20 protein-coding genes, 1 tRNA gene and 1 pseudogene are annotated in these 19,051 nt (G+C 70.0%); 13 read left to right on the top strand and 9 right to left on the bottom strand.

Translation table 11 applies throughout. The annotated features are described in order from the left end of the window. Positions 1-240: 240 nt before the first annotated feature. The 11 genes from argC (at position 241) to C1N74_RS05385 (ending at position 11,665) form a co-directional block, all read left to right on the top strand. Complete coding sequence (gene argC, locus C1N74_RS05335) at positions 241-1,299, top strand: N-acetyl-gamma-glutamyl-phosphate reductase (protein ID WP_064956904.1); 1,059 nt, start codon at positions 241-243, stop codon at positions 1,297-1,299. Next, positions 1,296-2,453 carry a bifunctional glutamate N-acetyltransferase/amino-acid acetyltransferase ArgJ gene (gene argJ / locus C1N74_RS05340; protein WP_137750125.1) on the top strand — a complete coding sequence of 386 codons (1,158 nt, stop codon included), beginning with the start codon at positions 1,296-1,298 and terminating at the stop codon, positions 2,451-2,453. Before argC ends, argJ begins: the two co-directional genes overlap by 4 nt. After that, positions 2,450-3,355 (top strand): acetylglutamate kinase, encoded by a 906-nt coding sequence (argB, locus tag C1N74_RS05345; RefSeq protein ID WP_023951709.1) that lies wholly within the window; start codon positions 2,450-2,452, stop codon positions 3,353-3,355. The genes argJ and argB overlap by 4 nt, the downstream gene beginning before the upstream one ends. Beyond that, positions 3,352-4,599: an acetylornithine transaminase gene (locus tag C1N74_RS05350; protein ID WP_052007578.1), complete on the top strand. Its 1,248-nt coding sequence runs from the start codon at positions 3,352-3,354 to the stop codon at positions 4,597-4,599. The genes argB and C1N74_RS05350 overlap by 4 nt, the downstream gene beginning before the upstream one ends. Further along, positions 4,596-5,519 carry an ornithine carbamoyltransferase gene (gene argF, locus C1N74_RS05355; RefSeq protein ID WP_064956902.1) on the top strand — a complete coding sequence of 308 codons (924 nt, stop codon included), beginning with the start codon at positions 4,596-4,598 and terminating at the stop codon, positions 5,517-5,519. Before C1N74_RS05350 ends, argF begins: the two co-directional genes overlap by 4 nt. 33 nt (positions 5,520-5,552) lie before the next feature. After that, positions 5,553-6,653 (top strand): heparan-alpha-glucosaminide N-acetyltransferase domain-containing protein, encoded by a 1,101-nt coding sequence (locus C1N74_RS05360; RefSeq protein WP_083990705.1) that lies wholly within the window; start codon positions 5,553-5,555, stop codon positions 6,651-6,653. A 9-nt stretch (positions 6,654-6,662) separates the two neighbouring features. Beyond that, a complete protein-coding gene (gene argH / locus C1N74_RS05365) occupies positions 6,663-8,093 on the top strand; it encodes an argininosuccinate lyase (protein WP_137750126.1) in 1,431 nt (476 codons plus the stop codon). Between the two features lie 78 nt (positions 8,094-8,171). Then, positions 8,172-8,816: a SatD family protein gene (locus C1N74_RS05370; protein WP_036304624.1), complete on the top strand. Its 645-nt coding sequence runs from the start codon at positions 8,172-8,174 to the stop codon at positions 8,814-8,816. After that, positions 8,813-9,508, top strand: a complete 696-nt coding sequence (locus C1N74_RS05375) for a hypothetical protein (protein ID WP_137750127.1) — start codon at positions 8,813-8,815, stop codon at positions 9,506-9,508. The genes C1N74_RS05370 and C1N74_RS05375 overlap by 4 nt, the downstream gene beginning before the upstream one ends. A 48-nt stretch (positions 9,509-9,556) precedes the next feature. Continuing rightward, complete coding sequence (tyrS, locus tag C1N74_RS05380) at positions 9,557-10,861, top strand: tyrosine--tRNA ligase (protein ID WP_112613838.1); 1,305 nt, start codon at positions 9,557-9,559, stop codon at positions 10,859-10,861. Positions 10,862-10,870: 9 nt separating this feature from the next. After that, positions 10,871-11,665, top strand: coding sequence for a DUF4184 family protein (locus C1N74_RS05385; protein WP_137750128.1), 795 nt, complete (start codon positions 10,871-10,873; stop codon positions 11,663-11,665). A 53-nt stretch (positions 11,666-11,718) separates the two neighbouring features. Here C1N74_RS05385 and C1N74_RS05390 read toward each other — a convergent pair whose 3' ends face one another. Next, a complete protein-coding gene (locus C1N74_RS05390) occupies positions 11,719-12,087 on the bottom strand; it encodes an RNA-binding S4 domain-containing protein (RefSeq protein ID WP_023951692.1) in 369 nt (122 codons plus the stop codon). A 22-nt stretch (positions 12,088-12,109) separates the two neighbouring features. Next, complete coding sequence (locus tag C1N74_RS05395; protein WP_137750129.1) at positions 12,110-12,727, bottom strand: GNAT family N-acetyltransferase; 618 nt, start codon at positions 12,725-12,727, stop codon at positions 12,110-12,112. Positions 12,728-12,868: 141 nt separating this feature from the next. On the opposite strand from C1N74_RS05395, the gene C1N74_RS05400 reads away from it, so the two are divergent. Then, a tRNA-Pro gene (locus tag C1N74_RS05400) sits at positions 12,869-12,942 on the top strand. A gap of 96 nt (positions 12,943-13,038) precedes the next feature. Here C1N74_RS05400 and C1N74_RS05405 read toward each other — a convergent pair. Further along, a complete protein-coding gene (locus tag C1N74_RS05405) occupies positions 13,039-13,239 on the bottom strand; it encodes a hypothetical protein (RefSeq protein ID WP_258318010.1) in 201 nt (66 codons plus the stop codon). Between the two features lie 53 nt (positions 13,240-13,292). On the opposite strand from C1N74_RS05405, the gene C1N74_RS05410 reads away from it, so the two are divergent. Then, on the top strand, positions 13,293-13,754 hold the full coding sequence (locus tag C1N74_RS05410) for a hypothetical protein (protein WP_137750131.1): 462 nt from the start codon (positions 13,293-13,295) through the stop codon (positions 13,752-13,754). Here the strand turns inward: C1N74_RS05410 and C1N74_RS05415 are convergent. The 6 genes and pseudogenes from C1N74_RS05415 to C1N74_RS16605 all read right to left on the bottom strand — a co-directional run. Continuing rightward, positions 13,751-14,470 (bottom strand): hypothetical protein, encoded by a 720-nt coding sequence (locus C1N74_RS05415; RefSeq protein WP_137750132.1) that lies wholly within the window; start codon positions 14,468-14,470, stop codon positions 13,751-13,753. The genes C1N74_RS05410 and C1N74_RS05415 overlap by 4 nt on opposite strands. Continuing rightward, a complete protein-coding gene (locus C1N74_RS05420) occupies positions 14,467-14,922 on the bottom strand; it encodes a hypothetical protein (RefSeq protein WP_137750133.1) in 456 nt (151 codons plus the stop codon). The genes C1N74_RS05415 and C1N74_RS05420 overlap by 4 nt, the downstream gene beginning before the upstream one ends. A 337-nt stretch (positions 14,923-15,259) precedes the next feature. Next, positions 15,260-15,463 (bottom strand): hypothetical protein, encoded by a 204-nt coding sequence (locus C1N74_RS05425; RefSeq protein ID WP_137750134.1) that lies wholly within the window; start codon positions 15,461-15,463, stop codon positions 15,260-15,262. An 11-nt stretch (positions 15,464-15,474) separates the two neighbouring features. After that, on the bottom strand, positions 15,475-15,834 hold the full coding sequence (locus C1N74_RS05430) for a hypothetical protein (RefSeq protein WP_137750135.1): 360 nt from the start codon (positions 15,832-15,834) through the stop codon (positions 15,475-15,477). Next, positions 15,822-17,738 carry a phage/plasmid primase, P4 family gene (locus C1N74_RS05435; protein WP_258318011.1) on the bottom strand — a complete coding sequence of 639 codons (1,917 nt, stop codon included), beginning with the start codon at positions 17,736-17,738 and terminating at the stop codon, positions 15,822-15,824. Before C1N74_RS05435 ends, C1N74_RS05430 begins: the two co-directional genes overlap by 13 nt. A gap of 89 nt (positions 17,739-17,827) precedes the next feature. Beyond that, positions 17,828-18,271 (bottom strand): annotated as a pseudogene (locus C1N74_RS16605) (bifunctional DNA primase/polymerase); the annotation flags it as partial. Positions 18,272-19,051 lie beyond the last annotated feature (780 nt).

The following is a 19,051-nucleotide window of genomic DNA, read 5'->3' on the forward strand; positions in this document are numbered from 1 at the left end:
GGGTCAACTCCACTCGGATACGGGGGATTTGGCGGATGCGGCGCGCGAGCGCTACTGTCGGCGCATGTCTTCGGCTTCGCAGCGCACCATCACGGTGCTTCGCGCGCGCCGACGTCTGGGCGACCGCCGACGCTAGGCGACCCTGCACGCTCCCGCATCCGCGGTCGAGCGCGTGGTGTCGCCGCCGCCGGTCCCCGTCGCCGCGAAGGCGACGTCATCCCAGACAATAAGGTGGAAGTCATGCCCCTCTCCGTCGCCGTCTCCGGCGCATCCGGATACGCGGGAGGCGAGATCCTGCGCCTGCTCGCCGCTCACCCCGAGGTCGAGATCCGCACCGTCACCGCGCACTCCAACGCCGGTCAGCCGCTCATCGATCACCAGCCGCACCTCCGCTCGCTGCGTCATCTCACGCTCCAGCCCTCGACGCCGGAGGTGCTGGCGGGGCACGACATCGTGTTCCTGGCCCTCCCGCACGGCCAGTCCGGCCAGTACACCGAGGCGCTCGCCGACACCGCCCTCGTGATCGACGCGGGCGCCGACCACCGGCTGACGTCGTCGGACGACTGGGATGCCTTCTACGGCGGCGACTTCCACGAGCCCTGGACCTACGGTGTGCCCGAGCTCCTCGTCGGAGGCGCGAGCGACACCGTCAAGCAGCGCGACAAGCTCGTCGGAGCCTCGCGCATCGCCGCTCCCGGGTGCAACGCCTCGACCGTGGCGCTGAGCCTCGCCCCGGGTGTCGCAGCCGGCGTCATCGACCCGGGTGACATCGTGAGCGTGCTGGCCGTCGGTCCGTCGGGCGCGGGCAAGAGCCTGAAGACGAACCTCCTCGCCGCCGAGATCCTCGGGTCGGCGAACCCCTACGCGATCGGCGGATCGCACCGCCACATCCCCGAGATCCGGCAGGCGCTGCGGGGAGCGGGCGCGGCAGGCGACATCCGCATCTCGTTCACCCCCGTCCTGGTGCCGATGTCGCGCGGCATCCTGGCCACCTCGACCGCTCCGATCGCGGATGGCGTCTCGGACGCTCAGATCCGCGAGGCGTGGGAGAGCGCCTACGCCGACGAGCCCTTCGTGCAGCTGCTGCCCGAAGGCTCCTTCCCTCGGACAGCCGACGTCACCGGTGCGAACACCGCCCTCATGGGTCTCGCGATCGACCGGGCCGCGGGCCGCGTGGTCGTCGTGACCGCGGTCGACAACCTCGCCAAAGGCACCGCGGGTGCCGCCATCCAGTCGATGAACATCGCCCTCGGTCTCGCCGAGACCACGGGCCTGAGCGTGAACGGAGTCGCCCCGTGAGCGTCACCGCCCCCCAGGGATTCGAAGCCGCCGGTGTCGCCGCGGGCCTGAAGTCGACCGGAAAGCCCGACGTCGCCGTCGTCGTCAACCGCGGCCCCCTCAAGGTCGGTGCCGCGGTGTTCACCTCGAACCGCGCCAAGGCGAACCCGATCCTGTGGTCGCAGCAGGCGATCGCCGACGGTGTCGTCGAAGCCGTCGTCCTCAACTCCGGCGGAGCGAACTGCTTCACGGGCAGCTTCGGCTTCCAGACGACGCACCAGACCGCCGAGAAGGCGGGCGAGCTGCTGGATGTCGGCGCCGGCGACGTGCTCGTGTGCTCGACCGGTCTCATCGGAACGGGCGACGAGGTGTTCCGCGCCAAGGTGCTCGAGGGCACCACGGTGGCGATCGGCTCGCTCAGCCCCGAGGGCGGCGAGGACGCCTCGCTCGCGATCATGACCACCGACTCCCGGCCCAAGCGTGCCGTCGTCTCGCGCGGCGGCTGGATCATCGGGGCTATGGCGAAGGGCGCGGGGATGCTCGCGCCCGGCCTCGCGACGATGCTCGTCGTGATCACCACCGACGCCGTCCTCGACGCGGCGGAGGCGGATGCCGCGTTGCGCTCGGCCACCCGAACGAGTTTCGACCGGCTCGATTCCGACGGGTGCATGTCGACCAACGACCAGGTGACCCTCATGGTCAGCGGCGCGTCGGGCGTGACGCCGGATGCCGCCGACTTCGCCGCCGCGCTCGCCGAGGTCTGCCACGACCTCGCCGAGCAGCTGCAGGGCGACGCCGAGGGGGCGAGTCACGACATCACGATCGAGGTCGTCGGTGCCGCATCCGAGGACGACGCCGTCGTCGTCGGACGCTCCGTCGCCCGCAACAACCTCTTCAAGGCCGCGATCTTCGGCAACGACCCGAACTGGGGCCGGGTGCTCGCCGCGATCGGCACGACGAATGCGGCCTTCGACCCCTACGACGTCGACGTCTCGTTCAACGGCGTGCGCGTGTGCACGGCCGGCGGCCCCGACCGCCCGCGTGAGGAGGTCGATCTGACGCCCCGCGCGACGCATATTCTCATCGACCTGAAGTCGGGCGACGCGACGGCGACGATCCTCACGAACGATCTCACGCACGACTACGTCCACGAGAACAGCGCTTACTCCTCATGAACGACATCGACCTCCAGTACACGACCCCCGAAGAGGCGGCGGCCAAAGCGGGCGTCCTCATCGAGTCGCTGCCGTGGCTGCAGCGCTTCCGCGATCAGATCATCGTCATCAAGTACGGCGGCAATGCGATGGTTTCCGAGGAGTTGCAGGAGTCGTTCGCGCAAGACATCGCCTACCTGCGCTTCGTCGGCGTGAAGCCCGTCGTCGTGCACGGCGGTGGCCCGCAGATCTCGAAGATGCTCAACCGGCTCTCGATCGAGAGCGAGTTCAAGGGCGGCTACCGGGTCACCAGCACCGAGGCGATCGACGTCGTCCGGATGGTGCTGACCGGGCAGATCAACCCGCAGCTCGTCGCCCGCATCAACGCGTACGGTCCGTTCGCCACGGGCCTGTCGGGCGAGGATGCCGGTCTGTTCGGCGGTCGCCGGCGCGGCGTCGTGATCGACGGCACCGAGCACGACCTCGGGCACGTCGGCGATGTCGTCGAGGTCGACCCGCAGCCGGTGCACGACCAGCTCGACGCCGGCCGCATCCCGGTCATCTCCTCGATCGCGCCCGACCTCGACAACCCCGGGCACTCGCTCAACGTCAACGCGGATGCCGCGGCCGCGGCGCTCGCGACGGCGCTCGGCGCGACGAAGCTCGTCGTCCTCACCGACGTGCCGGGCCTCTACGCCGACTGGCCCAACCGCGACTCGCTCGTCTCGCACCTGACGGCGACCGACCTGCGCGCGATGCTGCCGAAGCTCGAGTCGGGGATGATCCCGAAGATGCAGGCATGCCTCGACGCGGTCGACGGGGGAGTGGACACCGCGGCGATCATCGACGGACGCCAGCCCCACTCGGTGCTGGTCGAAGTCTTCACAGCACAGGGAATCGGTACGGAAGTGGTGGCGGGATGACGAACCCGACGATCCAGCAGACAACGCCCACATGGGCGGACGATGTCGATCGCGACCTCGTCCGCAGCGCCGGTGCGCGCCTCGCGCTGCTCGAGCGCGGCGAAGGAGCGTACGTGTGGGATGTCGACGGCAAGCGCTACCTCGACTTCCTCGCGGGCATCGCGGTCAACTCGCTCGGACACGCTCACCCGGTGTTCGTCGAGGCGGTCTCGCGGCAGGCGGCGACGCTCTCGCACGTCTCGAACTACTTCGCGACACCGCCGCAGCTCGCCCTCGCCGCGCAGCTGAAGCGTCTCGCGGGCACCGGCGACGCCGGACGCGTCTACTTCGGCAACTCCGGCGCCGAGGCGAACGAGGCGGCGTTCAAGCTCGCGCGACTGCACGGCGGCGCCGAGCGCCCCCGCATCCTCGCGCTGAAGGACGCGTTCCACGGCCGCACGATGGGCACCCTCGCCCTGACCGGCAAGCCGCAGATGCAGCAACCGTTCGAGCCGATGGTCCCCGGTGTCGAGAGCATCGACTCGACGGTCGAGGCCCTCGAAGCCGCGATGGACGATCGTGTCGCGGCGCTGTTCGTCGAGCCCATCAAGGGCGAGGCCGGGGTCATCCCGCTGCCCGAGGGCTACCTCGCGGCGGCGCGTGAGATCACGAAGCGTCACGGTGCGCTGCTGATCATCGACGAGATCCAGACCGGCGCCGGACGCACCGGCGCATGGTTCGCATTCCAGCACGCCGGTATCGAGCCCGACGCGATCACGGTCGCCAAGGGCATCGGCGGCGGGTTCCCGATCGGCGCTCTCATCACCTTCGCGAGTGCGAGCGACCTGTTCTACCCGGGCACGCACGGCTCGACCTTCGGTGGCAACCCGCTGGGCACCGCCGTCGCCTCGGCCGTCCTCGGCGAGATCGAGAACGGCGGGCTCGTCGACGCCGCAGCGACCCACGGCGCACGCCTGCGCCAGGTGCTCGAGACGATCGAATCGTCGCTCATCGAGGGCGTGCGCGGCCAGGGCCTGCTGCTGGGCGTCGGGCTGCGGCATCCGGTCGCCGGCGCCGTCGTCGCGGCGGCGCAGGAGCACGGCCTGATCGTCAATGCGGCGAACGACCGCACCGTGCGGATCGCTCCGCCGCTCACCATCGGCGACGTCGAGATCGACGAGTTCGCCGAGCTGTTCACCGCCGCGCTGCGCACCGTCGAGTCGGCCCTGCTTCTCGAGACCACGACCACGGAGGAATCCGCATGACCCGCCACCTGCTCCGCGACGACGACCTGAGCCCGGCCGAGCAGGCCGAGGTCCTCGACCTCGCGCTGTCGCTGAAGAAGGACCGCTGGAAGCTCAAGCCCCTCGAGGGCCCGCAGACCGTTGCGGTCATCTTCGACAAGTCGTCGACCCGCACGCGCGTCTCGTTCGCCGTCGGCATCGCCGACCTCGGTGGCTCGCCGCTGATCATCTCCACGGCCAACAGCCAGCTCGGCGGCAAGGAGACCCCCTCCGACACCGCACGCGTGCTCGAGCGGCAGGTCGCCGCGATCGTCTGGCGCACGTACGCGCAGGCGGGTCTCGAGGAGATGGCTCGCGGCACCCGCGTGCCGGTCGTCAACGCGCTGAGCGACGACTTCCACCCCTGCCAGCTGCTCGCCGACCTGCTGACCATCCGTGAGCACAAGGGCGACCTCGCCGGGCTCACCCTGTCGTTCTTCGGCGACGGGCAGTCGAACATGGGCCACTCGTACGTGCTCGCCGGCGTGACCGCGGGCATGCACGTCCGTGTCGCCTCGCCCGAGGGCTACGGTCCCCGTGAAGACGTCGTGGCCGACGCGCAGCGCATCGCGGCCCAGACGGGCGGATCGGTCACGATCCTCGTCGACCCGCTCGAAGCGGCATCCGGCGCCGACGTCATCGTGACCGACACCTGGGTGTCGATGGGCAAGGAAGAGGAGAAGATCGCACGCATCCGCGATCTGGGTGCGTACAAGGTGACGCAGCAGACGATGGATGCTGCCGCCGACGGCGCGATCTTCATGCACTGCCTGCCCGCCGACCGGGGCTACGAGGTCGACGCCGACGTCATCGACGGTTCGCACAGCGTCGTCTGGGACGAGGCCGAGAACCGCCTGCACGCGCAGAAGGCGCTGCTGGTCTGGCTGCTGCGTCAGCAGTGACCACGGCACGGTGAGGAGCGGCCGGTGCCGGGGATGAGCGAGATGCTGCGGCGCCGCTCGCTGTTCGCGCCCTCGCGCATCGACGGTATCGACCTCGCTCGCGGGCTCGCCGTGATCGGCATGCTCGCGGCGCACCTGCTCGCCATCCCCGACTTCGACTGGACGATCCCCTCCTCGTACGAGGGGATCGTCCACGGGCGGTCGTCCATCCTGTTCGCGACGCTCGCGGGTGTCTCGATCGGGCTCGTCAGCGGCGGCCCGGTTCCGCTGCGCGGCCCACGACTCGAGACGGCTCGTCTGCGCCTGCTCGTGCGCGCCGGGGCGATATGGGTGATCGGCGTGCTGCTGCTGTTCCTCGCGGTGCCGGTGTACGTCATCCTTCCCGCCTACGCGCTGCTGTTCGTGATCGCCGCCGCCGTCCTGCCGCTGCGGGCGCGCACGTTGCTCATCGCCGCCGCGGTCGTCGGGCTCGTCGCGCCGTTCCCGCAAGCGGCGATCGACGGCCTGTCGTTCTGGTCGACACCCGAGGGCGTCGACGTCTCGAACGCCGTCGGGTGGCACTACCCGTTCCTGACCTGGATGGCGTTCGTCCTCGCGGGCATGGGGGCGGCGCGCCTCGACCTGCGCTCGCGCGCGACGCCGTGGCTCCTCGCGCTCGCCGGGCTCGCCCTGACGGCGGTCGGCGCCGCCCTCGACATCGTGTGGGGACGCTCCGAGGTCTTCGGTGAGACACCGTGGACCGGGGAAGCCCACTCATCCGGGCTGTTCGAGGTCATCGGATCCGGCGGCTTCGCCCTCCTCGTCATCGGCGTGTGCGTCCTCGTGTGTCGCACGCCTCTCACATGGATCGCGTTGCCACTGCGGGCGGTCGGCTCGATGCCGCTCACCGCCTACTCGGCGCAGATCGTCGTGTGGGCGCTCACCCGGCCTGCCGCCGAGCCCGGCGTGTTCGAACTCGATGCATACCGGGCCCTTGAGCCGTTCTGGCCGATGACCCTCGGCATCATCCTCGGGTGCACCGTCTGGGCGCTCCTCGTGGGACGCGGTCCCCTCGAGGCCGGGATCGACGCGCTCGCCCGGGTAACGGTCCGCGGTCGCGCGGACGCGCCGAGCGCGGCGATGCCGCCCCGATAGGCTGGAGCGATGAGCGCAGACACGTCAGGCGGCACGAACTCCGGGGCTCTCTGGGGAGCCCGCTTCGCCTCGGGCCCCGCGCCCGAGCTGGCCCGCCTGAGCCGATCGACGCATTTCGACTGGGCGCTCGCGGGGTACGACATCGCCGGATCGCACGCTCACGCAAAGGCGCTCGCCGCGGCCGGGTATCTCACGCCCGACGAGGAGAGCCGCATGCACGCGGGGCTCGACTCGGTGCTCGCCGCCGTGCGCGACGGCTCGCTGCAGCCTGCCCCCGGCGACGAAGACGTGCACGGCGCTCTCGAAGCCGCCCTCATCGCGACCGTCGGGCCGGAGCTCGGCGGCAAGCTGCGCGCCGGACGCAGCCGCAACGACCAGATCGCCACGCTCGTGCGCCTGTACCTGCTCGATCACGCCGAGGTCGTCGCCCGCGACATCCTGCGGGTGATCGACGCCATCGTCGGCCAGGCCGAGACCCACTCCCGCGCGATCATGCCCGGCCGCACCCACCTGCAGCACGCGCAGCCGGTGCTGCTCGCCCACCACCTGCAGGCCCACGCCTGGCCGCTGCTGCGCGACCTCGAGCGCCTGCGCGACTGGTCGGCGCGCGCCCGGGTCTCGCCCTACGGCGGGGGAGCGCTCGCCGGCGCGACCCTCGGGCTCGACCCGCAGCTCGTGGCCACGGAGCTCGGGCTCGACCGGCCCGCCGACAACTCGATCGACGGCACGTCGTCGCGGGACGTCGTGGCCGAGTTCGCCTTCATCGCGGCCATGATCGGTGTCGACATCTCGCGGTTCGCCGAAGACATCATCATCTGGAACACCCGCGAGTTCGGCTTCGTCACGCTCGACGACGGCTACTCGACGGGGTCGAGCATCATGCCGCAGAAGAAGAACCCCGACATCGCCGAGCTCGCCCGGGGCAAGGCCGGCCGCGTGATCGGCAACCTCTCGGGTCTGCTCGCGACCCTCAAGGCGCTGCCGCTCGCGTACAACCGCGACCTGCAGGAGGACAAGGAGCCGGTCTTCGACTCGATCGAGACGCTCGAGGTCGTCCTGCCCGCATTCGCCGGCATGGTCGCGACGCTTCGCTTCGACGTCGACCGGATGGCCGAGCTCGCGCCGCAGGGGTTCTCGCTCGCGACCGATGTCGCCGAGTGGCTCGTCAAGCGCGGTGTGCCGTTCCGCGAGGCGCACGAGATCTCGGGCTCGCTCGTGCGGCTCTGCGAGGAGCGGGGCATCGAACTCCACGAGGCGACCGACGACCACCTCGCCTCGGTGTCACAGCACCTGGCTCCGGAGGTTCGAGAGGTTCTCTCGCCCGAGGGATCTGTCGCGAGCCGTGACGGTATCGGCGGAACCGCTCCGGTGCGGGTCGACGAGCAGCGTGCTGCATTGATCGCTCGCGCTCAGCAGGCCGTGCGGGTGTGGCAGCTCTGATATCAGCCTCGGACTGATATCCCTCGAACATGAGCGAATGACTTATATCTCTGAAATATAAGTGATAACCTGATCGACATGTCGATCGCCGTGATCGCCGACATCGTCGGTTCCCGCCTGCTCGTGGATCGCAGCAGCACCCAGACGCGGATCGAAGCCGCGATGGCCGAGATCGATCGCGCGCTCCCCGTCGCCGCTTCGCCGATGCGTGCCACGTTCGCCGACGAGTTCCAGGCGGTCTTCGACGAGCTCGATGACGCGCTGGCCTGGCTTCTGCTTCTCCAGCTGGTCCTGCCCGATGAGGCGTCGCTGCGCTTCGGGCTGGGCATCGGCGACGTGGGGTCGGTCGCATCCGAGAGTGCGGACATCTCCGACGGGCCGGGCTGGTGGCGCGCGCGAGAGGCGATCGAACAGGTGCACGCGATGCAGGACCGCGCGGTTCCGCGCGCCCGCACCCGCATTGTCGGAGGGGAGGACGAGGATGTCGCCATGGCCGACCGAATCCGCTTCGCCAACGCCTACGCGCTCGCCCGCGACGAGATCGTCGGGGGCATGTCGGAGCGCGCCCGGCGCCTGACCTACGGCCGCTGCCTCGGACGCACCCAGGGCGCCCTCGCGAAGGAGGAGGGCATCACGCAGTCGGCGGTGTCGCAACTGCTCGCCTCGTCGGGAGCCCCCGCGGTCGTCGCCGGCTACGCGGCGCTGACGGAGCGCTCGTCGTGATCGGCGCGGGGCTCATCCTCCTCGGTGTCGGCGCGCTCGACCTCGCCCGCAAGCGGCTGTCGGGCGCGAAGCTCGGGATCGTGCTCGTGGTTCTCGGCGCCGCGCTGCTGCCCCTCGCCGCCTGGGCGGGCGCCGCGGCCTGGTGGTTCGCGGCCGTCGCGGTCGCAGCCGGATGGGCGGCGGTCACCTCGACGCGCGAGCCCACCCGGTGGGGACTGTGGCCCGCGGCGCTCCTGGCGGTCGTCGTGGCCGTGGCGGTCGCCCTCATCGGGGTGCGCGATGGCCAGGGGCCGCTCGAGAGGATCTGGCCGATCGACTCGCCGCTGGGCGTCGTGAGCTTCGACCTCGCCATCGCGCTGGCGGGCGCGTTGGTGTTCCTCGTCGAGTCGGGAAACGTCATCGTGCGGGCGTCGCTGCGGGGCGGTGTCGTGGCCGCCGAAGCGGCGAACGAGCTGAAGGGCGGGCGCATCATCGGCCCCCTCGAGCGCGTGCTCGTCTTCGCGCTCACCCTCACCGGGGCGTTCACGCTGCTGGCCGCCGTGCTCGCGGCGAAGGGCATCGTCCGCTTCCCCGAGATCTCGCGCGACCACGACGGAGGAGACCGCGCCGAGTACTTCCTCGTCGGAAGCCTCGTCAGCTGGGTCGTCGCCCTCGGCGCGGCCTTCCTCATCTGGTGGGGCACCGCCGCCTGAGCGCCGTCGAGGCGGGTCGCGCCGTGCGCCGCTGATAACCTGAAGCGCGTGTCTGATGAAGCCCTGACGACCGCCCCCGTGGCGCTCGATCCCGCGTTCGAGAACGTGTGGGACGAGTTGGTGTGGCGCGGTCTCGTGCATGTGTCCACCGACCAGGAAGCGCTGCGAGAGGCGCTCGGCGGAGACCCGATCACGTATTACTGCGGCTTCGACCCGACGGCGGCATCCCTGCACCTCGGTCACCTCGTGCAGCTGCTCACGCTCCGCCGTCTGCAGCTGGCCGGTCACAAGCCCCTCGGTCTCGTCGGCGGCTCGACGGGCCTCATCGGCGACCCGCGCCCGACCGCCGAGCGCACGCTCAACTCGCGCGAGACCGTCGCCGAGTGGGTCGACCGTCTGCGCGGTCAGATCGAGAAGTACCTCAGCTTCGAGGGCGAGAACGCCGCCCGCATGGTCAACAACCTCGACTGGACGGCGCCGCTGTCGGCCATCGACTTCCTGCGCGAGATCGGCAAGCACTACCGCGTCGGCACGATGCTGAAGAAGGATGCCGTCGCCGCCCGTCTGAACTCGGATGCCGGCATCAGCTACACCGAGTTCAGCTACCAGATCCTGCAGGGTCTCGACTTCCTCGAGCTCTACCGCCAGTACGGCTGCACGCTGCAGACGGGTGGATCGGACCAATGGGGAAACCTCACCAGCGGCACCGACCTCATCCACCGCGTCGAGGGCACCTCGGTGCACGCGTTCGGCACGCCGCTGATCACCAACAGCGACGGCACGAAGTTCGGCAAGAGCGAGGGCAACGCCATCTGGATCGACGCCGAGCTTACGAGCCCGTACGCGTTCTACCAGTTCTGGCTCTCGACCGCGGATGCCGATGTCGTCGAGCGCCTGAAGGTGTTCACCTTCCTCAGCAGCGCTGAGATCGCCGAGTACGAGCGCCTCGTCGCCGACGAGCCGTTCCGCCGTGCCGCGCAGAAGCGTCTGGCGTTCGAGGTCACCGCGACGGTGCACGGAGTGGATGCGACGGCCAAGGTCATCGCGGCATCCGATGCGCTGTTCGGCCAGGGCGACCTGACCGCTCTCGACGCTGCCACGCTGCGCTCGGCTCTGCAGGAGCTTCCGCACGCCACGGCGTCGGCCGGTGCCTCGGTCGTGCAGCTGCTCGTCGACACCGGGCTCGTGGGCAGCCTGTCGGAGGCCCGTCGGGCCATCGCGCAGGGCGGCGTCTCGATCAACGGTGCGAAGGTCGACGACGAGTCGGCCGTCGTCGTCGGCGACCTGCCGGGCGGTGTGGCCGTGTTGCGGCGAGGCAAGAAGACGCTCGCGGGCGTCTTCGTCGAGGACTGACCCGACCGGATGCCGTTCACCCCGAGCCACGCCGTCGTCGCGCTGGCGGTCGTTCGCACACCGCTCGTGCCGGCGGCGCTGGCTGTCGGGGCGATGGCTCCGGATCTGCCGTTGTTCGCGCGCGGGATCGGCATCAGCTATGCGCAGACGCACGCGTACCCGTGGCTGACGGTCGTGATCGCGGGCGTGCTGCTGCTCGCGTGGTGGCTGCTGCTGCGCCCGGCGGTGCGTGAACTCGCGCCGGACTGGCTGTCGAGACGGCTGCCGCCGGCGTGGGATTCCAGGGGTGGCGACGCGCTGCGAACGGTCGTGCCGGGGTCGGGGCGCGGCCGGTCGGTCGCGGTCACGGTTCTGCTGGTCGTGGTGTCGCTCGCTCTCGGCGTGCTGAGCCACATCGCCTGGGACGCCTTCACCCACGAGGGGCGCTGGGGCGTCGAGCTCTTACCCGCGCTGGCCGAACGCTGGGGACCGTTCCACGGCTACCGGTGGTTCCAGTACGCATCGAGCGCGCTCGGCCTGCTCGGGCTCGCGGTGGCGGGGGCGTTCTGGTTGCGGAAACGGTCGTCGGCTCCGGTGCGGCGGGTGCTGCCCGGCGCCGTGCGGGTGGTCTGGTGGGTGTCGCTGCCGGTCGCGCTTGTCGCGGCGTGGCTGATCGGTCTTGCCGCGTACGGACCGCTCACGACGGAGTGGACTGCGCAGCACCTCGCGTACCGCGTGCTGCCGCCCGCGTGCGCCATCTGGGGAGTGGTGACGCTCGTGCTGTGCGTCGTCGTGCAGGTGGCGCGCCGCCGCGCCGCGCGGTGAGTGTCGCGGGCTAGTTGTCGAGGCGATCAGTGATCGCGTGCCCGAGGCGTGGATCAGTCGACTCCGCGCAGTCGGTCGATCTCGCGGCGTTCGCGTTTCGTCGGTCGGCCGGCGCCGCGGTCGCGGACGGCGAGCATCGCCATCGGCTCGCGCGGGGGAGTGCGGTCTTCCAACGCGGTGGCGGCAACGGGCGCACCGACGCGCTTGGTGAGAGTCTGTCGGACGACGAGGATGCGGTCGAAACCCGCGATCCGCACTCGTAGCTCGTCGCCGGGCTTCACCGACTGCGACGCTTTGACCTTCTCCCCGTTGACCCGGACGTGACCGGCGCGGCAGGCCGTGGTCGCCGCTGAGCGGGTCTTGTAGATGCGGACCGCCCACAGCCACGAGTCCACGCGGACGGGGGCATCGGATGCGGTCATGCGTTCCATTCTCGCCGAAGCGTCACGGGTGCTCTCCGGTGCCCGTCTCGTGGGTGTCGGCGAGGTCGAGCGAGACGACGGCGACGTGCGGCTTGGGGCGCGCGACCTCGCGGAAGCCCGCGCTGAGGAACGTGGACAGAGCGCCGTGGTACAGCTCGTTGGACGTCACCTTTCGCCCCGCATTCGGGTCAACGGGGTACGCCTCGACCACGCGTGCGCCGTTCTCGCGGGCGAAGGCGATCGCGGCATGGAGAAGCGCCGCGTTGAGGCCCGAGCCGCGATGCTCCTTGCGCACCGCGAAGCAGCTGACGGCCCAGACATCCGCGTCGTCCCAGGGCTCTTCGGTCGCGCCGGCGTAGGCGCGTGTCTTGCTCAAGCGGATCTGACGGGTACGCGGGCCGACACGCACCCAGCCGGCGGCATCACCGTCGACGTAGGCGATGAGTCCGGGGGAGGGCGCGGCATCCACTTCGCTTCGGAAGGCTGAGGCACGGCCGTCGATATCGGTGCGCTGGAAGTCGGCGTTCGTCATCGTCCACCACTGGCACTGACACTCGTGCCCATCGCCGCCGCCGCTCATCGCGTGCTGGGCATCGCTGAAGCTGCCGGGCGTCACCGGCACGATCGTCGTCTCGCTCATGGCCAGAACGTACTGCCCGCCTCGGACAGCGGGCAACGAGCGGTCGTCGTACAAGCCCCGCAACGCGCCCGGGTGCGCCGGTTCGCGAGCGGGCTCAGGACCGGTTAGGATAGGGGAGTTGTCCGCGTGCGGACAGCGGACCGGGATGTGGCGCAGCTTGGTAGCGCACTTGACTGGGGGTCAAGGGGTCGCAGGTTCAAATCCTGTCATCCCGACAGAAAGGGCCGGAATCCTGCGGGATTCCGGCCCTTCTTCGTTTCACGGGAGCGCCCCGTCTCACATGCGTCTCACATCGCTTCGGAGGTGTGGTGCTAGTCGTCCTCGGCGGCGAGCTCCGCGGCCCTGCGTCGCATCCGCCATTGGTGGGTGGGCCAGTTGTCGAGCCGCTGCCGGAACCACGCCTGCAGCACGTCCTGGTCGACCACCCGCATCCGCTGCCCGTTCCGGTCCTCCCACCCCATCGGCATCCCGTTGAGCCGCCACCGTTTGATGGTGCGAGTCGACCGACGCACGACCCTCGCTGCTTCCCGGTAGGTCAGGGTCGCCACGGAAGTAGAGTTCGGGCATGGATTCCGGTTGGGCAGTTGTGTTGGGCGCCGTGATCGCGCTGATTGGTTCGTCGGTGGTGCCGTGGATACGGGAGTCTCTGGCCGAGCGCTCGCGAGCAAAACGCGCGCAGGAAGAACGTCGACGGACCGCGATGATCGACGTCATCGAGACGACATCGGCAGGCGCGGCCGCTCTCATCATGGACGACGACCCCGCGTTCCTGGCGGCATACAGCGCCCGCACGGCGGCCGTGACACGTCTCATGCTCGAGTGCGATGAAGCTGACCGACGTCATCTCTGGAAGGTGAACACGCGAGCGGCGGGTAAGTCCAGGCGTAACGCACCCGAGGCAGCTAGAGCGTTCCATCTCGTGATGGTCGACTGGTACGCGGGAACGGTTCCGGCGGACAAGCTGCTCGAGCGCTTCGATGAGGAGCTGCGAGAGGCTGAGAGACTTCGTTCGGGCGGCAGCCACTAGTCAACCCCGATCGTGTAGGTCTTGCCGCAGACCCGGCAGATGCCGGACTGGATGGGCTTCGGTGATCCGTTGCCGGCGTCGATCCAGTCGACGATCACGGCGCGTTCGCCGCAGGTGGCGCAGAGGCGGGGGCGCGCGCGGCGGACGGTGCTCGCGCCCCGGTACCGGCCCTTCGTGCGCCGGATCCGCGCGAACATTGCCTCTTGGTGCTCGGTGAGCTGTTCGAGCTGCTGCACCTGGTCGGTGTGGTCGATGAGCCAGCCGACGAGGGTAAGCGCGAGGCTGCGCGCGAGCCACGTGTCTGCTGGCGGCCGCGGCGCGACCCACTGGCGGCGGTCGTGCGCGATGTCGGGGAGGTCGGGCGCGTACGGTGCGGGGATCTCGTGGTTGATCCACGCGGTCACGGCACGGGAGTACTCGACGAGCTCGGCCCACAGCTGCGCCTGGTCGCCCGTGGTGCCGGCGTCGACGATGCGGCCGCTGCTCTCGACCCGGACGTCGCGGATGAGGACGTTGTTGTAGTACCCGCCGCCGGTGATCTGCACCTTGTCGAACCGTGACCCGCCGCGCGAGACGCCGACCCCGGGCGCGGCGAGCACGCCCATCGTTTCGATGAGCGGGGGAATCTGGTCGAGGTGCCACTCGAACGCGCGCCGCCACTCGCGCGCCTCGGCCTCGGGATAAATCGCGTTGACGGGGATCTCGTAGGTGGTCATGACAGCTGCTCCGCGATCTGCAGCACGACGTCGGCGGGGAGCGCGCGGCATCCGGGGAACCCGGTGATCGGGATCGGCGTCGGCAGGGGCCGCGGGTTGTTCAGCACCAGGTGGTAGACGTTGCGCTCGCGCCACGGCGACGTGTGGTCGATCGAGTGGACGCCCGACAGCGACCGGCACTTCCCGTTCGGGGAGAGCGCGCCACGGTGGACGTCGACGAGATCCACGAGACCGATGACTGCGCCGGCGGGACTGCGCCACGATCCGTCCTCGTCGACCGCGAACGGCTGGTCGCCGTGCCAGAGCACGGCGTCTTCGTCGTACTGCTTCCCCGCGATGATGGCGAGCGGGCCGCGGTACAAGCCGACGATGTTCGTCGTGCGATTCTCGACGTCCTTCCCGCCGTGGATGATCGCGGACGCCCACGGCTGCTTGACGGTGATGGCCTTCATCGGGTTGCCCCTCTCTTGCGCTTCGGCGCGATCTCGGTGTGGAGTGCGAATAGCTCCGGTGTCTCCCTTGCTTCTGCCTCAAGCGCGCGAGACTCTGAGGGGGTGTTCGCCGCGCTGTTGCACGTCCTGCCAGACCTACTGCTGCTGTTGATGCCAGGACATTGGGGCACGCGGCGGCGAGCGGAGCGGGCGGAGCGTCGCCGACGCGCCACGGGCGAAGGCGAGTAGACGACGGCGTCGGGGTCGTCGGCCCGCCACGGGTGCTGACGGGACATCTGGATCCGCTTCGGACCGAGGCCGAGGCCGCCGACGCCTGCGAACAGTTCACCGGAGCGCATCAGCCGGCCGCCTTCTCGGCGGTGTATGCGTCGCCGGCATCGGCGGCCGCGATGAGCTCCGCCGCGAGCTCACGTGCCTCGGTGGGTGACAGCTCCACCTTGGCGACCTCGAGGCGGCTGCCGCGGACGAGGGTGTCGACGTTGCCGCGATCGTTGACCTCGGCAGCGGCGAGGGTGTGGGTGTAGGTGCGGGTGACAGGCATGGTGTGTTTTCTCAGAACGGGGGAGTGTCGGGGTAGGTGGTGCCGGCGTCGGGGGCGAGCTGCAGTCGCTCGGCGTCCCACACGCGGGAGCAGTGATGTTCGGGGGCGACGTGCCCGTCGACGGGGCGCCGCGGCCAGTAGAACGACCGGGCCGAGGTGATCCACTGCCCGGTGAGGCGCTGCTGCAGCTGCCACAGCGGGATCCCACCGATGATGCACGCGGTCACCTGCTGCTGATCGAGCGCGACAGGGTCCAGGCGCGGGTCACCGATGAGGAGGTCGGCTTGGTAGTCCCACCGCACCTGCAGCACGTCCGCACCGCACCACCCGCAGCGGGCGTACAGCGGGGCCGTGGCGGTCACTTGTCCCACCAGCTCTGCTGACCGGCCGGCTCGTCCTCGGTCGGCGACTCGGGGGCGTACACGGTGACGTTGGTGTAGAACCGGCGGCCATTGGACTTCGCCGACCCGACGCTGAACCGTTGCTTCAGCTGACGGCCGAACGTCTGCGACGTGAGCGCGTCCTCGTGCCGCTCACGGCACCATGCGTCGTACGCCTTGCGGAGCTCGGACATCTCGACGCGGACCATGTCGCCGCCGCCGACGTGGCACCGGTCCTCGATGAACCGGCCGAGGTGGTCCTCCTCGGCCCGGTAGGTCTCGGTCGCGGCGAGGACTTCGGGAGGTGTGGGCAGGCCGCCCTCGGCGTACTGCACGGCGCCCTTGATGATCCAGTGCAGGATCCCGGGGCCCTCTTCGTCGACGAGGCGCTGCTGTAGCCCTTCGATGCGGTCCTGCTCGGGCACGGTGTGAGTGAACGGGATCAGCCGGATGCGGCGGAAGAACGAATCCCCGCCGGTCTCGACCTTCGGCTGGCTGTTGCCGAGCAGCCAGAACGTGTGGGACGGCACGAACGTCAAGAAGTCCTGCCGCATGAACCGGGCCGTGATCTTGTCGCCACCCGACAGGAGCTTGACCTTCGCCTCGTCGAACCGGGTGTTCTCGTTGACCTCGGACCCGACGACCATCCGCCGGCCCTGCAGGTTCGCGAGCTCGGTCTCGTGCTTGTCGCGGCCGGCGATGAGGAACCCCTGCGGCGCCTCGGTCGCGTAGTCGCCCGCGATCGTCGACAGCACCTCGGCGAACACGGTCTTGCCGTTGCCGCCCGGGCCGTGGAGGAACGGCAGCACGTGCTCGAGTACTTCGCCGATGAACGTCAGCCCGGCGAGGCGCTGCAGGTACCGCTCGAGCAGCGCGTTCGACTGGAAGGTCGTCTTCAGGAATTGGTCCCACAGCGGGGTGGGCATCGCCTCGGGCGTCACCGTCGTCTGCTTCGAGTGGAACAGTGCCGGCGTCGACGCGGCGAACGCACCGGTGCGGAGGTCGACGACACCGCCCGGGGTGTTCAGCTGCCACGGGTGCCGGTCGAACTGTGCGGCCGCGATCCGCATCGGCGGCGCCGACCGGGCCAGGCGCACCGCGTCACCGATCGCCCGGGCACGCATCGACTTCAGCCGGTGCGCGGCGAGCTGCGCGTTGTCGGTCGGGATCCGCCGAATGACGTCGCGGGCGGCTTCGATGGCCGGCCCGTCGTCGGGATGCCACGCCCACCGGGTGCCCTCCCACGTGACCCACTTCCCCGCGTCGGGGACGTACCGCATCGTGCCGGAGTACTCCGACACCAGCAGCCGCGCGTTGCCGTCGTCGGTCAGGTCGGCGCTGTCCGAACCGATCACCGCGGCAGGCGCGGACGCGGGCGCCGTCGACCCGAGCACGGCGAGCTGCGTGCCCGTCGACGTCGTGCGCGTCGCCGGCGCGAGCTCGCGCGGCGCCCGGTACCCGTGGCCGGCGTCGGCGAGGGCCTTCGCCGCGGCGCCGTGGTCGCCCCGGTGCTGCAGCAGCGTGTACGCGCCGAACTTGGTGTACGGCACCTCGGGCTCGAAGTCCGTCGACGAGGTGAACACGAACAGGCGATCGCGGTCGCCGGCGTGCCCGGTCGTCGCGCTGATGCCGTCGTTCTTCCCCGGGCGCCGCCAGTACCGGGTCGCGCCACGCGTGAACACGTGCGTCCAGCCGAGCAGGATCTCCGCCCAGTCCGTCTTGGCCTCGAAGTCGTCGCCCGGGGTGATGTCGCCGGCTGCGGTCGTGTACGCGGTCGACCACTTCGCGTCGACGGGCCCGGAGGGTGTCGCCGGGAGCTGCTCGGGCATGCTGTCGAGGGCGGCGTGCACGACGGCGTGCAGCTGCTCGCGTTCCTCGGCCGTGACCGTTGGCATCGTCGTGGGCCGCCGGCGATGCGAACCCACGCGCGGCCGGTCGGGTGCACGTCGCCGGCGGGCGGAGCGACGACGACGTACCCGCCGGTGCCGCGGGTCTCCGCGAGCGGCTCGCGGCCGGTTGCCCCCTCGCTCGGCCGCTGAGCCACCTTCTGGTTGCCGGGTACCGCGCCGCCCTCGACGCGGTACAGCAGATGCAGACCGCCCGACGGGGACTGCTCCGACCAGCCGGTGACGAGCCGGTCGTGCAGCGGCCGCAGCCCGGTGCCGTCGAGCAGCTCGAGCACCTCACCCATGAGCGGCATCGCGACGCCCTCGACCTCAAGCAGTTCGACGTCGCCGTACCCGGTGACGAGGCCGATGCCCTGCGGGATCTCGTTGTCGAACGAGCCGCGCAGCCCTGCCTCGTCGGCCGCGGTGGTGGTGTGCTCTTTCCACGCGATGCGGGGGCGCTTCGTGCCGTCGGCGGCGACCGGGACGGCAGAGAGACCGGCGGCGTGCAGCTCGAGGGCCGCGGTGAGCAGAGCGTTCATCGCGTGCCCACTACAGTTCGGTGCATGACCGATGTAGGCGCAATAGTCCTCGCTGCTGTATCCGCATTCGCCGCGGGAGCATCAGCCATCATCGCTTGGGCCGCCCGGGCTGACGCTCTGAAGTCCGCGGACCGCGCCGAAGCCGCCCAGCAGTCTGCATTGCGTGCATGGCAGGACTCCGCGGCCGCATTGAAGGAGTCGAACGATCTGAGTCGTGAGCAGTACGACGAGCGTCTGAGGCGTGAACGTAAAATCCGCCGGGTTGAGGTCGCGGAACACTTCCGACGTTGGTACACCGAGGACGCGATGCGTCGCCTCCTTGGGCAGCGCATGAGCGACCGAGAGAAGGCCGAAAAGCGTGAGCTATTGATCAAGATGACCGCAACAGGCGAGCCCGGCGCTTCCGTCGTGGCGACCGTGATCATCGAGGCGGTACAGAAGGTCGTGCCCGGTGATATGTCTTCAGTGGTCGCGGCAGCCGCGAAGATCTCGACCGCAACCCACCAATGGATCGAGGACCCGGAGGCGTACACCGAGTCGGTTCGGTCAGACTTCACCGCAGATCGCATCGGCGACCGGATTGTCAGCGCAACTGGCCTCATGGAAGAAGCAATGGGCGGACGTTCGGAAAGTACCGATACGCCGGAATGAAGGTCGCTGGGGGTCTGGTCGATGAATCGCATGTGCCCCGGGTCCTTCTCGATGGGACGGCGCGCGGTCGTCCTCGCGGCGTCTCTGGCCGTCGGCGGTGCGCTGAGCGCCGCCCCGGCTTACGCAGGA

Source organism: Microbacterium sp. SGAir0570 (assembly GCF_005491085.2).
In the GTDB taxonomy this organism is placed as follows: domain Bacteria; phylum Actinomycetota; class Actinomycetes; order Actinomycetales; family Microbacteriaceae; genus Microbacterium; species Microbacterium arborescens.